Raw genomic sequence first — 14,484 nt, 5'->3', positions numbered from 1 at the left:
ATGCTGCATACCTCCGCACTCACCCTCTTCCTCGACGGCGCCCCCCTGCTGACGCTCCCCCCCCTCAGGGTGGCCCCGGGCGAGGTGCTCACCCTGATGGGACCGAGCGGCTGTGGCAAGAGCTCCCTGCTGGCGGCCCTGGCGGGAGTGCTGCCACCCGGGGGGCCCATCAGGCTGACCGGGGACATCCTGCTCGGCGCACGTCGCCTCACCCCGCTGCCCCCTCAGGAGAGGGGGGTCGGCATCCTGTTTCAGGATGACCTGCTGTTTGCCCACCTGACGGTGGCCGAAAATCTGATGTTCGGCATGCCGGCGCATCTCAAGGGGATGGCGGCAAGGCAGACCCGGGCCCGCGAAGCGCTGGCCGAGGTTGGGTTGGAGGCTCAGGTGGACAAGCTGCCCGGGGCGCTCTCAGGTGGCCAGAAAGCCCGCGTCAGCCTGCTGCGTGCCCTGCTGGCCGAGCCCAGGGTATTGTTGTTGGACGAGCCCTTCTCCCGCCTCGACAAGCCGCTGCGGGCCGCCTTTCGTGAACTGGTGTTCGCGCAGATCAAGGCACTGGCCATCCCCGCCATTCTGGTGACCCACGACGAAGATGACGCGCCGGGCACCATCTTGCAGCTGATCCCCCCAGCCATCCCAGAAGAGGAGCACCACCTTGTTTGATCGCCACCTGATCCCGGTTATCCGCCGCCCCCTCGCCGCGCTCGCCCTCCCACTGTGCCGGGCCGGGGTGAGCGCCAACCAGGTGAGCCTCGCCGGCTTTCTCATCGGCATGCTGGCGCTGCCGCTGCTGGCCTTTGGCTGCTATCAGTGGGCGTTGGCGGCGATTCTGCTCAACCGGCTGCTGGACGGGCTGGATGGCGCCGTGGCGCGGGAAACGGGCATCACCGACTGCGGTGGGTTTCTCGACATCACGCTGGATTTCATCTTCTACGCCGCCGTGGTGCTGGGCTTTGCCCTCGCCGACCCGGCCAACGCCCTGGCCGCCACCACCCTGCTGTTCGCCTTCATGGGCACGGGATCGAGCTTTCTGGCCTTTGCCATCATGGCGGGCAAACGGGGCATCGAGAGCCCCGTCTACCACCACAAATCCCTCTACTATCTGGGCGGGCTCACCGAGGGGAGCGAAACCATCGCCCTCTTCGTGCTCATGTGCCTCTGGCCCGCCGCCTTCGTGCCACTGGCCTACGGTTTCGCCCTGCTCTGTGCCATCACGACCCTGACCCGGCTCTGGAGCGGCTACCACTCCCTGCGCTGACGGGATCCCGGGGGGCGCGCCGGCACGGAGCACTTGCGCCTGCACGCCAATGTTTTACCATGACGGCACTCTTTTTCAGGCTCACGAGAACCCTATGCGTCGCCTTGTCTGTGTCCTCTCCCTGTTTCCCCTGATCTACGGCTGCAGCAGCACGCCGGCGCCCAAGCCCGTGGTCAAACCCCAACCCAACAGCGCCTTCATCAACCAGACGCCGCCGAGCAAACCCTTCTACGGACAGGTGAGCCAGCCCGGGGTCAGCAAGGGGGACTTCGCCAATCGTTCCAACGTGGACAACTTCGTGCAGCGGATGGTGCAAAAGCACGGCTTCGACAGCGCCGAGCTGCACCGGGTACTGGCCCAGGCCGAGCGTTATGACTGGATCATCAAGCTGATGGACGCCCAGGCCCCCACCACCAGACCGCCCACCGGTCCGACCGGCGCCTGGAACCGCTACCGCGCCAAGTTCATCACCCCGGACAACGTACAGAACGGCGTCAACTTCTGGCGTGAATACGAGAGTGAACTCAACCGGGCGCAGCAGATCTACGGGGTGCCACCCGAGATCATCGTCGGCATCATCGGGGTGGAAACCCGCTGGGGTCGGGTGATGGGCAAGACCCGCATTCTCGACGCCCTGGCGACCCTGGCATTTGACTACCCGCGCCGCGCCGACTTCTTCACCGGCGAGCTGGAAGCCTTCCTGGTGATGACCCGGGATGAAGGGATGGATCCCACCGAACCCAAGGGCTCCTATGCCGGGGCCATGGGCTACGGCCAGTTCATGCCGTCGAGTTTTCGCAACTACGCGGTGGACTTCAACGGCAACGGCCACACCAACCTGTGGGATCCGGTGGATGCCATCGGCAGCGTGGCCAACTACTTCAAGGCCCACGGCTGGGAGAAAGGGCAGCCGGTGGCAGTACGCGGTCAGGGACAGCTGCCGGGCTATGAGCACGGCTTCCAGACCCGCTACCCGGTAGCCACCCTGCGCGGTGCCGGGCTGGCTCCCACCGGCTCCCTTGGCAATCACAAGGAGGCGAGCCTGCTGCGTCTGGATGTCGGCACCGGTTACCAGTACTGGTACGGCTTGCCGAACTTCTACGCCATCACCCGCTACAACCACAGCACCCACTACGCCATGGCGGTATGGCAGCTTGGCCTTGCCGTCAGGGATGCCAGAGGCGGCTACTGAGTCAGCCTCAATGCCAACGAAAACGGGCCCGATGGGCCCGTTTTGCTATTCGTTCTCCAGCAACCAGCGCTTGAGCAGGGCTGCCAGCAGCTCCTGTTCGGCCAAGGTCAATGGGGCCAGCAGGCGGCGCTCGTTCGCCACGTGCTGTTCCACCGCATGGTCAACCAGCTCCCGCCCCGGCTCCGTCAGGCAGACCAGCAGGCTGCGCCTGTCATCGGGGGAGGCTTCACGTCTTATCAGGCCACGCTGCTCCAGTTTGTCGAGCCGGGCCGTCATGGCCCCTGAACTCAGCATGGCGGACTGGTAGAGCGCGGTCGGGGTCAGCGGCTCGCCGGCCCGACGCAGGGTCGCCAGGATATCGAAATCAGACCCCAGCAGACCGCACTCCTTGAGGGTCTCGCTCACTTCGCGCCCGGCGATCGCCGCCATGCGCGCCACCCTCCCCAGCACCCCCATGGGGGAGCAGTCGAGGTCCGGGCGCTGCCGGGCCCACTGGGCCAGCAGCTGATCTACATGATCACTCTCCATTCGGGCTCCATTATCTTTACATGAAGATACTTGATAATAAACCAACTCGCGGCTAATGTATCTTTACTTAAAGATACTTTATTGCGAGATAACCATGCCACTGCTGATCGCCCTGCTCGCCCCCCTGCTCTGGGGCAGCACCTATGCCGTCGTCAGTCTCTACCTGACCGACTACTCCCCCTACTGGGTGGCCGTGTGGCGCGCCCTCCCCGCCGGGGTGCTGCTGCTGTTGCTCCATCCCCGCAGGCCGCCTCTCGTCTGGAGCAGGCAGTTCCTGCTGGCGTTTTGCAACATCACCGCCTTCTTCGCCCTGCTGTTCGTGGCGGCGTTTCGCCTGCCCGGCGCCGTGGCGGGTACGTTGGGAGCGACGCTGCCCCTCATCCTGATGGGGCTGGCCTGGCTGCAAGACGGTGTCAGACCGACGCTCAAGTGGTTGTTGCTGGGGGTGATGGGGCTCGTCGGGGTGCTCTTGCTGCTCAATCCCTCTGCCAATCTGGATCCCGTCGGCGTGGCGTGCGCCCTGCTCGCCACCCTGCTCATCGGCCAGTCGAGCCGCTGGATGCAACGCTGGCCGGTGGACGATCTGCTGGCCCTGACCGCCTGGCAGCTGCTGCTGGGCGGCCTGATGCTGATCCCGCTGGCCTGGTGGCTGGCCGGCCCCATGCCCCTGCCCCGGGCTGACGCCACTCCCGGGCTTATCTGGCTGGTGATCCTCAATACGGCTCTGGCCTACTGGGCCTGGCTCTGGGGACTCAAACGCCATGGCCCGGAGGTGATGGGGATGCTGGCCCTCACCAACCCCATGGTGGCGGTCTCCTGCGGTGTGCTGATGGTGGGAGAAACCCTGGATGGCCGTCAGTGGCTCGGCATCGGCATCATCCTGCTCTCTCTCTTCCTGATGAAGCTGCCGGCCCGCTCCTTCCTCAAGCGCTGGCAGAACCGCAAGGCCGCCACCGGCAGCGTCGACAACGGCTGATCCGCAGTCAACCCGACACCAAAAGAAGAGGAGCCACCAGGGCTCCTCTTTCACATGGGTTGTTACCGTAAGGGTCAGACGCCGGCCTTGGCCAGGGCGGCGGAGACAATCTGCTGGGCTTCCTGCTGGATGAGGTCCAGGTGCGCCTCCCCCTTGAAACTCTCCATGTAGATCTTGTAGATGGACTCGGTACCGGAGGGGCGCGCCGCGAACCAGCCGTTCTCGGTCACCACTTTCAGGCCGCCGATGGCGGCATCGTTGCCCGGCGCCTTGGTCAGCTTGGCGAGGATGGGCTCGCCAGCCAGGGTGGAGGCTTCCACCAGGGCCGGATCCAGCTTGGAGAGCACCGCCTTCTGGGCGCTGTTGGCCGGGGCATCGATGCGGCGGTAGCTGGAGCGGCCGAATCTGGCTTCGAGCGCATCGTAGTGGGCCTGGGGATCCTTGCCGGTCACCGCCAGGATCTCGGCCGCCAGCAGCGCCAGGATAAAGCCATCCTTGTCGGTGGTCCAGACGGTACCGTCCTTGCGCAGGAAGGAGGCACCCGCGCTCTCCTCGCCGCCAAAGCCGAACTCGCCGCTGTAGAGACCGTCCACGAACCACTTGAAGCCGACCGGCACCTCTTTGAGGGTGCGACCGATCTCGCCGGCCACCCGGTCGATCATGGAAGAGGAGACCAGCGTCTTGCCGACGGCCGCCCCCTTGGGCCAGCCGGTTCTGTGGGTGAACAGATACTGGATCGCCACCGCCAGATAGTGGTTCGGATTCATCAGGCCCGCCTTGGTGACGATGCCGTGACGGTCGTAGTCAGGGTCATTGCCAAGGGCGATGTCGAACTTGTCTTTCAGAGCAATCAGGCTCGCCATGGCGAACGGGCTGGAACAGTCCATCCGGATCTTGCCGTCTTTGTCCAGGGTCATGAAGGAGAAGGTCGGGTCGACCTTGTAGTTCACCACCTCGATGTCCAGACCGTAGCGCCTGGCGATGACGTCCCAGTAGGCGACGCCGGAGCCACCCAGCGGATCCACGCCGATCTTGATGCCAGCCTGCTTGATGGCGGCCAGATCCAGCACGTTTTCGAGATCATCCACATAAGGGGTGACATAGTCGTGTTCCACCACGAACGGGCTCTTGAGGGCCTCGGCAAACGGCATCCGCTTCACGCCGGCCAGGCCCGCTTCCAGGATCGCGTTGGCGCGGTCTTCCACCCACTTGGTGATCTCGCCTTCGGCAGGACCGCCGTGGGGCGGGTTGTATTTGAAGCCACCGTCTTCCGGCGGGTTGTGGGACGGGGTGATCACCACGCCGTCCGCCTGGGCCACGGGTTTGCCTGCGTTGTGACGCAGGATGGCATGGGAGATGACCGGGGTCGGCGTGAAGCCGAGGCCGGCCTGAATGCGGGTCTCGACACCGTTGGCCGCCAGCACTTCCACCGCGCTGGCAAAGGCGGATTCAGACAGGGCATGGGTATCCATGCCGACGAACAGCGGCCCCGTGATACCGGCCTGCTGGCGGTACTCCACCAGCGCCTGGGTCACCGCCAGAATGTGGGATTCGGTGAAGGCGCTGTGCAGGGCGCTGCCGCGGTGACCGGAGGTGCCGAAGGCGACCCGCTGCTCAGGGCGGCTCATGTCCGGCTTGTTGAGGTAGTAGGCGCTGACCAGACGGGGAATGTTGGTCAGATCGCAAAGACGAGCCGGCTGACCGGCGTGGGAATGCTGTGCCATGGCGTTTTCCTTGAGCTGAGCCTTGCCCGGCAAGGCCTGAAGTCATTGATGGGTTAAACGGCGCCGCACACCCGAGCCGTCAGATCCTCGTCATAACCCATGCTGTTCATGAGCTGGGCCACCATGTTCTGCTTGCGGCTGGTATTGGTATTGGTGATCACCCAGAACGGGGTCTCCGGTACCGGCTTGGGCTTGGTGGTGCTGCCACTGGCACGCAGCGCTTCCGGGTCACGGGAGAAGTAGACGCGCTTGCGCCCTTTTATCTCGGTCGCCTGGGTGAAGCCTTCCGGGTTGTCCCGATAGAGGGTGCTCAATACCAGCATGAAGCGGTTGATGGACTTCTCTTCTTTCTGCAGCTCGCCGGAATCCAGCAACGCCTCCAGCCCCAGGGCATCGGCCACGGGTTGCGGTTGCATCGCAGGCGCGGCCGCCACGGTTGCCGTGCCAGCCTGGGCGGGTTGCTCCAGCAGGCGACGCAGAATATCGGACGCACTCTCGCCGATGTGCCGGGTCTGGCTCGCGATAAAGAAGTAGAGATCGTCATCAAGCTCGATGGTTTTCATAGGGATGCGCTGGACTCGTCGAAATTCGGATGCGGCGATTATACATAGGCAGACCCGGCAGCCCAAGCAAGGGGCGGACAGATGTGCATGAATCTCCTTGAGAATACGGCATAATGACGGGCCAAGTGTGTGATCCCCCGCACTGATAGCCGATCCCGGGGAGATATTTTTGAAAAAAAACCACAAAAAAATCCCCCATCAGGAATGAAATCCTTTTCTTTCAGTGTGTTAAAAATTATGGCGATAGAGCCCACGACCGATAAGGTGTCATTTTGCAACAATACCCACGATTGAACTTCAAGGATCAGGGCGAAGGCCCGACTGTCGTACTGATCCATGGCCTCTTTGGCAGCCTGGACAACCTCGGCCTGCTGGCGCGCCCCCTCAGTGAACAATACCGGGTCATCAGCGTCGATCTGCGCAATCACGGCGCCTCCTTTCACTCGGACGAGATGAGCTACCCGGCCCAGGCGGCGGACATCCTGGCCCTGCTGGACCATCTTGGACTTGAACAGGTGGCCCTGGTGGGTCACTCCATGGGGGGCAAGGTCGCCATGCAGGTCGCCAAGCAGGCCCCTCACAGGGTCAGCAAGCTGGTGGTGGCGGACATCGCCCCGGTGGCCTATCCCCACGCCCGCCACAAGAACGTGTTTGCCGGGCTCAATGCCACGCTGGCCACGCCCCCCCAGAGCCGCAGCGAGGCGGAAGCCATGCTGGCCGAGCACATCGAGATCGCCGGGGTGCGCCAGTTCCTGCTCAAATCCTTCGCCAAAGGGGAGTCTGGATGGGGGTGGCGTTTCAACGTGCCGGCCCTTGAGCGCAACTACGCCAACATCATGGGCTGGCCTGACGATGAACGCCTCTTCGAAGGCGCGACACTCTTCATCAAGGGGGGCGACTCCGACTATATGCTGCCCGAATACACCGGGGCCGCGATGGCCCAGTTCCCGGCCGCCAAGGCCCGCGTCATCGCCGGCACGGGTCACTGGCTGCACGCGGAAAAGCCGGTTTTGTTCAACAAACTGGTTGTGGATTTCCTGTCGACAGGCGGTTAACAGTTTCAAATCCTTTGTGATATAGTGCGCCCGTCTTAAGGAGTGCGCGCAATCCATGCTGAGTGAACACATCGATCTCATCGAGAGTCTGGGCCTGAAACTGTTCTTCGTGGCCATCTTCCTGCTGATTGGTCTGGCCATTCAGGACGTGCTCAAACGGGGCAATGTGCCCCGCTTCGGCCGCTTCATCGTCTGGCTGGTGCTGTTTCTGGGTTGCGCGGGTTTTGTCGCCAAGGGGCTGATCGAAATGGGCTGGGAAGGCTCAGGGATCGGCTAACTACTTTTCATCTGTGATGTATGGCCAAACAGCAAACTGATCGAACAACACTGGATCTGTTCGCAACTGAGAAGCGCCCCGGCAGGCCAAAGACCAATCCACTCCCCCGCGAGACCCAGCTCAAGATCAACAAGCGCAACCAGCTCAAGCGCGATCGTGAGAACGGGCTGAAACGGGTCGAGTTAAAGGTGGAAGCCGAGTTGCTGGAGCGCCTGAACCAACTTGCGCTGCAACAGAACGTCAGCCGAGCCGAGCTGATCCAATCTATCCTGAAGCAACAGATCGAGTCTGCTCATGCAGCAGGCATCGCAATCTGAACCGTCAAGCATCAACACCAGATACGGGTAACGAAACACTATGGCTAGTGTAGGTCTGTTTTTCGGCAGCGATACCGGTAATACCGAAGCTGTCGCCAAGATGATCCAGAAAGAACTGGGCAAACAACTGATTGAAGTCCGTGACATTGCCAAGAGCAGCAAGGCCGACATCGACAGCTTCGATCTGCTGATGTTCGGCATCCCGACTTGGTACTACGGCGAAGCCCAGGCCGATTGGGATGACTTCTTCCCCGAACTCGAAGAGATCGACTTCAACAACAAGCTGGTGGCCATCTTCGGATGCGGCGATCAGGAAGACTATGCCGAGTACTTCCTCGACGCCATGGGCACCCTGCGTGACATCGTCGAAGCCAAGGGCGCCATCATCATCGGCCACTGGCCGACCGCGAGCTACGAGTTCGAAGCCTCCAAGGCGCTGGTGGATGACAAGCACTTCGTGGGCCTGGGCATCGACGAAGATCGCCAGCCGGAGCTGACAGCCGAGCGCGTCAAGGGCTGGTGCAAACAGCTGCACGAAGAGATGTGCCTGGGCGAGCTGGAGTGATCTGATCTCCCTCCCTCTTCATGCAACAAGGGCCCCGACGGGGCCCTTGTTGCATCTGCAGCAGGCATTCAGCCCCCCCTGTGCTGGGGCTTGGATCTGACATAGAGGGTGCGCTTCACCTGGGCCACCAGCTCGCCCTGGCCATCCTGCACCTGCACCTCGAACTCGGGAAAGTGCTTCTCCCCCCCCTCGGTCGCCGCCACGATCGATGCCAGCTTGGCGTCGCTCAGGGTGAACTCCGCCACCAGTTTGCCCTTGCCCGGCTTGATGAAATTGATGCTGCCCGCCTTGTCCCACACGTAGTAGCGGTTCTTGAAATAGCCCATCAGCATCAACGGGTAGATGGGATCCGTCATGGCGAACATGCTGCCGCCGAACTGGGTCCGGTTGGCATTCTTGTTCCACCAGCGGGACTTGAGAGTGACCCGGCAGAAGCGAAAATCGGGGCTCAGGGTTTCTATCTTGATGCCTGCGCCCCAGAAGGGGGGCCAGGCGTTGAGGGCGCAGCGCACCCAGGCGGCATTGCCGAAAAGCCAATCCATGGATCTCATCCGACCAGACTATAGAGAAGTCACATAGTATCAACATTCTCTGGTCGAGCAAGCGGGCCTGAATATTCCCATGACGGGTTTGATGAGCTAAAGCCCTTGAATTGCTGGGTTTATTTTTAACTTGGCTACGACCTATAATGACAGGCCAAGCGAGTTCGTGGTTGCCATTACAGCGGCAGTCAATCAGAATAACCACACCTTCGAGAATGCGAATAAATAGAAATGGCAGACAACAACCAAGCGTTAAAAAAGGCCGGGCTCAAGATCACCTTGCCCCGTGTCAAGATCCTGGAAATCCTGCAACAGCCGGACTGCCAGCACACCAGTGCGGAAGATCTGTACAAACGGCTGATCGATCAGGGCGAGGAGATTGGTCTCGCTACCGTTTATCGCGTTCTCAACCAGTTTGATGATGCCGGTATCGTCACCCGTCACCATTTCGAAGGGGGCAAGTCGGTGTTCGAGCTGGCCACCCAGGAGCACCACGACCACCTGGTCTGCCTCGACTGCGGCAAGGTGATCGAGTTCTCCGACGAGGTGATAGAACAGCGCCAGCGCGACATCGCCAAGGCGCACAACATCCGCCTGACCAACCACAGCCTTTACCTGTATGGCCACTGCGCCAACGGTGACTGCAAGCACGACGATTGATTCGGCCGGGTCGGCGCAATAAAAAAGCCAGCATGATGCTGGCTTTTTTGTGTCCGCAATCCGGACCAGAAGCGGCAGGGTTTCCCCTGCCCTCTTCTATCAGACCTCGGCCTTGCCCCAGACGTCACGCAGGGCCACGGTGCGGTTGAACACCAGGCGCTCGGCGCTGGAGAGCTTGTTGTCGGCGCAGAAGTAACCTTCACGCTCGAACTGGTAGGCAAACTCCGGCTTGGCATCCTTCAGGGAAGCTTCCACCCGGGCCCCTTCGATGATCACCAGGGATTCCGGATTCAGAGCAGCTTCGAAGTCATCCTCGGCGCCCGGGTTCGGCACCTTGAACAGACGGTCGTAGAGACGCACTTCGGCCGGCAGGGAGTGAGTGGCGCTGACCCAGTGGATCACCCCTTTCACCTTGCGGCCGTCCGCCGGATCCTTGCCCAGGGTCTCGGGGTCGTAAGAGCAGTAGATGCAGGTGACCTTGCCGTCCGCATCCTTCTCGACCCGTTCGGCCTTGATGACGTAGGCGTTGCGCAGGCGCACTTCCTTGCCCAGCACCAGCCGCTTGAACTGCTTGTTGGCTTCCTCTTTGAAGTCCGCCTCGTCGATGAAGATTTCGCGGGTGAAGGGAAGCGTGCGGGTCCCCATCTCCGGCTTGTTCGGGTGCGCAGGGGCGGTCAGCACCTCGTCGGCCGCCAGGTTCTCGATCACCACCTTCACCGGGTGCAGCACGGCCATGGCGCGCGGGGCGTTCTCGTTGAGATCGTCGCGGATGCAGGCTTCCAGCATGCTCATCTCGACGATGTTGTCCTGCTTGGTCACACCGATGCGCTTGCAGAACTCGCGGATGGAGGCCGGGGTGTAACCACGGCGGCGCAGACCGGAGACAGTCAGCATGCGCGGATCATCCCAGCCGTTCACGTGCCCCTCGGTCACCAGCAGGTTCAGCTTGCGCTTGGACATGACGGTGTATTCGAGGTTCAGACGGGAAAACTCGTACTGACGGGGGTGACAGTCGATGCTGATGTTGTCCAGCACCCAGTCATAAAGGCGACGGTTGTCCTGGAACTCCAGGGTACACAGGGAGTGGGTGATCCCCTCCAGGGCGTCCGAGATGCAGTGGGTGAAGTCATACATCGGGTAGATGCACCACTCGTCACCGGTCTGGTGGTGGTGGGCAAACTTGATGCGATAGATGACGGGATCGCGCATCACCATGAAGGGGGATGCCATGTCGATCTTGGCGCGCAGGCAGGCGCTCCCTTCGGCCATCTCACCGTTCTTCATCTTGGCGAACAGGGCCAGGTTCTCTTCCACGCTGCGATCGCGGAACGGGCTGTTCTTGCCAGGGGCGGTCAGCGTGCCGCGGTATTCACGCATCTGCTCCGGGGAGAGCTCGTCCACATAGGCCAGTCCCTTCTCGATGAGCTCGATGGCGTAGCCGTGCAGCTTGTGGAAATAGTCGGAGGAGTAGCAGATCTCGCCGCTCCACTGGAAGCCCAGCCACTGGACGTCCTGCTTGATGGACTCCACGAACTCGATGTCTTCCTTCGCCGGGTTGGTGTCATCGAAACGCAGGTTGCACTGACCCTGATAGTCGCGGGCGATGCCGAAGTTCAGGCAGATGGATTTGGCGTGGCCGATATGGAGATAACCGTTCGGCTCCGGCGGGAAACGGGTATGCACGCTGCTGTGCTTACCGCTGGCCAGATCTTCATCAATGATCTGACGAATAAAGTTAGTTGGGCTGTTCGCCTGACTCATGGCTCACCTCAAAAATGCGTCACTGGCGGACGTTGTGCCGGCTGGCACCCTCATACCCCCGCCGTCAAGCCGGGTATGATCCCTCATTACGCGCCCTGCCTCAACCTGAATTTGGCCAATTCGGGTCATTGGCGCACCAAAAACGGCGAAACGGGAGAAATTGCAGAGATCCTGGTCAAAAAAAGCCCCGCACGGGGCGGGGTCTCAAGTGATGAAAAACAGACAAAACACACACAACAAAGGTTCACACGCAGAGTCAACCTTTCCCAAACCCGATGGCCATCGACCTTGGGAAAGGCGGGTCTTGCGACCCACCTTGCGTTATGGATTGAGAGCTATCAGTTCAGCTCGGTGACGCGGCTGGTACGCTTGCCATCGAAGCTGGTGGTACGCAGGTAGACCTTGCCATCCACGGTCGGCTTGGCGGCAGCGTCGTAGGCGCTCCAGCTCTTGCCATCCAGGCTGTACTGGATGGGCAGACCCGGCAGATCCACGTTCGCTTCCAGCACACCGTTCACCACCTTGGCACCCGGTACGGAGAGGCGATATTCCACCCCGGCCTGGTCCAGTTTCGGCAGCACTCGCTGACCCAGCACGTTGGCAAACTGGTTCCACTCCTTGTTCAGGGTGGCCTTGTTGACATGCTTGGTGGTGCCGGAGAACTCGCGACCCTTCACGTAATCGAGCTCGAAGCCGCCCTTGTGCCAGGCGCGCTCGGCCACGGAGAAGATGCGCGGATAGACCATGTATTCGTACTGGGCATCGGTGCGCACGGTTTCACTCCATTGCTGGCCGGAGATCCCCTTGAACTTGACCGGATCCTGGTCACCCTTGGCCACGAAGGCGTTGCCGTCGCGGTCAACCGAGGTCTCGGCGTTCTGCGGCAGGTTTTCCGGGGCGAAGGCGAACACCTTGCGGGTGTCGTTGAAGCGGGTTGCCCAGTAGTAGCCGCGCTCGGCAGGGTGTACCTCGTTCGGGAAGTCGAAGTAGAGGTAATCCGGGTTGGAGAGCACCACGTCATAGCCCTTGTGCGCCCACTTCATCGCCTCGTTGAAACCACCCCAGTAGAGGGTTTCCCAGAAGTTGACCCGGGTCTTGTCGGTGGCGAACACGCTGGCATCCGTGGCGTACTTCAGGCCATCTTCCCACGCCTGCAGGGTGGAGAAGCCGTGGCCCTTGACCATCTCGCTCACTTCCTTGGCAAAGTAGACCGGCAGCTCGGCCACGTCCTTGATCTTGCCATCGTCGATCATCTTCTGGCACATGGGGGACTTGCCGAACGGCTTGTCCTGCTTGCTGGAGTCGACGTTGCCCTTCCAGGCCACCAGATCTTCTTTCTTGGTGACGGCCGGATCCTGGTAACCACCGCCCTGCATGATGTTCTTCGCCTCGTCACCACCGTAGTGCCAGGCGGTCAGCGGCTGGCCGGCGGCCTGGTGCATCTGGGCCACTTCGTCCATCACCTTGGCAACGAAGGTGGCGGCACCCGGCTGGCAGGGGTTGATGAAGGACATCTTGTCGTAGAACTGCACCGAGGTGACGTTGGAGGTATCGGCCGGGTCAGTCAGACGGAACTGGTTGGCCTCGGCTTCTTTGCCCTCGCTCATCAGACGCTTGTAGCGTGCCTCCATGGAGACCACGGCGGCACGGGCGTGGGCCGGCATGTTGATCTCGGGGATCACGGTCACACCGCGGGCCTTGGCGTAACGCACCAGGTCGATGTAGTCCGCCTTGCTGTAGAAACCGGAGCCCTGGTTGTCGCTGGTGGGGCCGGAGCCAAGCTGCGGCATCAGGCACTTGGTTTCGGACTCGTCATGACAACGCTGGCTGCCGACGTCGGTCAGCTCCGGCAGGCCCGGGATCTCCAGACGCCAGCCTTCATCGTTGGTCAGCCCCAGGTGCAGCACGTTGAGCTTCATGGCGGACATCTGGTCAACCAGCTTCTTCATGGTCTCCGGGCTTCTGAAGTGACGGGCCACGTCGGTCTGCATGCCACGGTATTCAAAGCGCGGCGCATCCTCGACGCTCATCTGGCTCACCAGCTTGTCGTCAACCCCCAGCAGAGAGATCAGGGACTGGGCGCCCCAGAAGGCGCCGTCAACGTCGTGCCCCTGAATGACGGTGCCCTTCTTGCCGATGGTCATGTCGTAGCCTTCGGCCTGCTTGAGCTTGCTGCCGAGCTTGATGGTGACCGGGTAGCCGGTGTCGGAGAGGGTAACACCCAGCTTGGTCAGTTGCGCCTTCAGGGCCTCGGCGCGATCGCTCGGCAGGTCAAGGGCATTGAGCTTGATGGTGGAGAAGTCGATTTGCGGGCCGGCCTTGACCACCTGCTTCATCGGGCTTGGCAGGATGCGGTCGTCAATCTTGCCGGCAGGCAGCAGGGTGCTGGTCTGGTTGGCGGCGAAACGGGTCTCGCTGTTCATCAGGATGTTGTTGTCATCCTTGGTGCGCTTCCAGCCATCGGCCGGCATCGGCTTCTCGTAGGTGCTGGCATCATCGATGTTGCTCATGCTGGCCAGCACTTTCGGCTCGGCCCCTTCACTGGCGACATACCAGTTCGGCATGATGTCAGATTCGAACAATACCCAGTATTCCACCACCAGGGGCACCTCGACCGTGGCGTCCTTGGCAAAGCCCTGGAACTTCTCGGTCGGCGTCAAACGATAGAGGTCGCCGGTCAGGTGGGTGATGGTGAACTGATCGTTGTCCACCCGCTGGATGCGGCGGATGGAGGAGACATAGATGCTCCAGTCCTTGGAGGTGACGTCGGCACCGGTATTGGTCAGGTGCAGCTTGGCAACGCCGCAGCTCGCCCACTCGGAGCCCAGCGCCTGGCAGTCGAGACCGGCGCCGGCACCGTCATTGGTGACGACTTCGTACTTGACGACGAGGTTGCTGGCGAGGGCGTCGACCACCGCTTGCCTGGCAGCATCGGCTGCAAGTGCGGGACCGGCGAAAACGGTAGACATGGCAATGGCTAACAGAGAATGTTTCAAGTTCATAACTGCTGCTCTCATTTGAAGTAAAGGTTGGATTTTCTTGGCTTTTTTTATATGGGGCCCCGAG

15 protein-coding genes are annotated in these 14,484 nt (G+C 61.7%); 9 read left to right on the top strand and 6 right to left on the bottom strand.

Annotation, left to right across the window (positions count from 1 at the left end; all coding sequences use genetic code 11):
• The 3 genes from AB5Y53_RS17935 (at window position 1) to mltB (ending at window position 2,450) form a co-directional block, all read left to right on the top strand.
• On the top strand, window positions 1-663 hold the full coding sequence (locus tag AB5Y53_RS17935) for an ATP-binding cassette domain-containing protein (protein ID WP_368182745.1): 663 nt from the start codon (window positions 1-3) through the stop codon (window positions 661-663).
• Window positions 656-1,258, top strand: coding sequence for a CDP-alcohol phosphatidyltransferase family protein (locus AB5Y53_RS17930; protein ID WP_368182744.1), 603 nt, complete (start codon window positions 656-658; stop codon window positions 1,256-1,258). Before AB5Y53_RS17935 ends, AB5Y53_RS17930 begins: the two co-directional genes overlap by 8 nt.
• A gap of 94 nt (window positions 1,259-1,352) precedes the next feature.
• The gene (gene mltB / locus AB5Y53_RS17925) at window positions 1,353-2,450 is read left to right on the top strand and encodes a lytic murein transglycosylase B (RefSeq protein ID WP_041212714.1); all 1,098 of its coding nucleotides are present in this window, start codon (window positions 1,353-1,355) and stop codon (window positions 2,448-2,450) included.
• A 45-nt stretch (window positions 2,451-2,495) separates the two neighbouring features.
• Here the strand turns inward: mltB and AB5Y53_RS17920 are convergent, their stop codons facing one another.
• Entirely contained in the window at window positions 2,496-2,978 is a 483-nt protein-coding gene (locus tag AB5Y53_RS17920; protein ID WP_201968756.1) for a MarR family winged helix-turn-helix transcriptional regulator, read from the bottom strand.
• A 94-nt stretch (window positions 2,979-3,072) separates the two neighbouring features.
• On the opposite strand from AB5Y53_RS17920, the gene AB5Y53_RS17915 reads away from it, so the two are divergent.
• A complete protein-coding gene (locus tag AB5Y53_RS17915) occupies window positions 3,073-3,954 on the top strand; it encodes a DMT family transporter (RefSeq protein ID WP_109112014.1) in 882 nt (293 codons plus the stop codon).
• A 74-nt stretch (window positions 3,955-4,028) separates the two neighbouring features.
• On the opposite strand, the gene pgm is transcribed toward AB5Y53_RS17915, so the two are convergent.
• Both pgm and seqA read right to left on the bottom strand, forming a co-directional pair.
• Window positions 4,029-5,678 (bottom strand): phosphoglucomutase (alpha-D-glucose-1,6-bisphosphate-dependent), encoded by a 1,650-nt coding sequence (pgm, locus tag AB5Y53_RS17910; RefSeq protein ID WP_010674109.1) that lies wholly within the window; start codon window positions 5,676-5,678, stop codon window positions 4,029-4,031.
• A gap of 53 nt (window positions 5,679-5,731) precedes the next feature.
• Window positions 5,732-6,241, bottom strand: coding sequence for a replication initiation negative regulator SeqA (gene seqA / locus AB5Y53_RS17905; RefSeq protein WP_042017344.1), 510 nt, complete (start codon window positions 6,239-6,241; stop codon window positions 5,732-5,734).
• A gap of 290 nt (window positions 6,242-6,531) precedes the next feature.
• On the opposite strand from seqA, the gene AB5Y53_RS17900 reads away from it, so the two are divergent.
• From AB5Y53_RS17900 to fldA, 4 genes are read left to right on the top strand one after another with little or no spacing between them, the layout of a single operon-like run.
• Window positions 6,532-7,296 carry an alpha/beta fold hydrolase gene (locus tag AB5Y53_RS17900; protein ID WP_368182894.1) on the top strand — a complete coding sequence of 255 codons (765 nt, stop codon included), beginning with the start codon at window positions 6,532-6,534 and terminating at the stop codon, window positions 7,294-7,296.
• Window positions 7,297-7,351: 55 nt separating this feature from the next.
• Window positions 7,352-7,573, top strand: coding sequence for a DUF2788 domain-containing protein (locus AB5Y53_RS17895; RefSeq protein WP_010674106.1), 222 nt, complete (start codon window positions 7,352-7,354; stop codon window positions 7,571-7,573).
• A gap of 20 nt (window positions 7,574-7,593) precedes the next feature.
• Entirely contained in the window at window positions 7,594-7,890 is a 297-nt protein-coding gene (gene ybfE, locus AB5Y53_RS17890) for a LexA regulated protein (protein WP_005325670.1), read from the top strand.
• Window positions 7,891-7,930: 40 nt separating this feature from the next.
• Window positions 7,931-8,455, top strand: a complete 525-nt coding sequence (fldA, locus tag AB5Y53_RS17885; RefSeq protein WP_010674104.1) for a flavodoxin FldA — start codon at window positions 7,931-7,933, stop codon at window positions 8,453-8,455.
• Window positions 8,456-8,523: 68 nt separating this feature from the next.
• Here the strand turns inward: fldA and AB5Y53_RS17880 are convergent, their stop codons facing one another.
• Entirely contained in the window at window positions 8,524-8,997 is a 474-nt protein-coding gene (locus tag AB5Y53_RS17880; RefSeq protein WP_010674103.1) for a DUF4442 domain-containing protein, read from the bottom strand.
• A gap of 231 nt (window positions 8,998-9,228) precedes the next feature.
• Between AB5Y53_RS17880 and fur the strand changes: the two genes are divergently transcribed.
• On the top strand, window positions 9,229-9,657 hold the full coding sequence (gene fur, locus AB5Y53_RS17875) for a ferric iron uptake transcriptional regulator (protein WP_010674102.1): 429 nt from the start codon (window positions 9,229-9,231) through the stop codon (window positions 9,655-9,657).
• 99 nt (window positions 9,658-9,756) lie between these two features.
• On the opposite strand, the gene glnS is transcribed toward fur, so the two are convergent.
• Together glnS and AB5Y53_RS17865 are read right to left on the bottom strand one after the other, a co-directional pair.
• A complete protein-coding gene (gene glnS, locus AB5Y53_RS17870) occupies window positions 9,757-11,418 on the bottom strand; it encodes a glutamine--tRNA ligase (protein ID WP_201968755.1) in 1,662 nt (553 codons plus the stop codon).
• 338 nt (window positions 11,419-11,756) lie between these two features.
• A complete protein-coding gene (locus AB5Y53_RS17865) occupies window positions 11,757-14,420 on the bottom strand; it encodes a beta-N-acetylhexosaminidase (protein WP_039039840.1) in 2,664 nt (887 codons plus the stop codon).
• Window positions 14,421-14,484: the final 64 nt, after the last annotated feature.

Origin of the sequence: Aeromonas sp. R7-5, from assembly GCF_040908015.1 — a bacterium.
In the GTDB taxonomy this organism is placed as follows: Bacteria; Pseudomonadota; Gammaproteobacteria; order Enterobacterales; family Aeromonadaceae; genus Aeromonas; species Aeromonas caviae.
The sequence above is the reverse complement of the archived record's forward strand: the minus strand, read 5'-3'. Positions and strand labels throughout refer to the sequence as shown.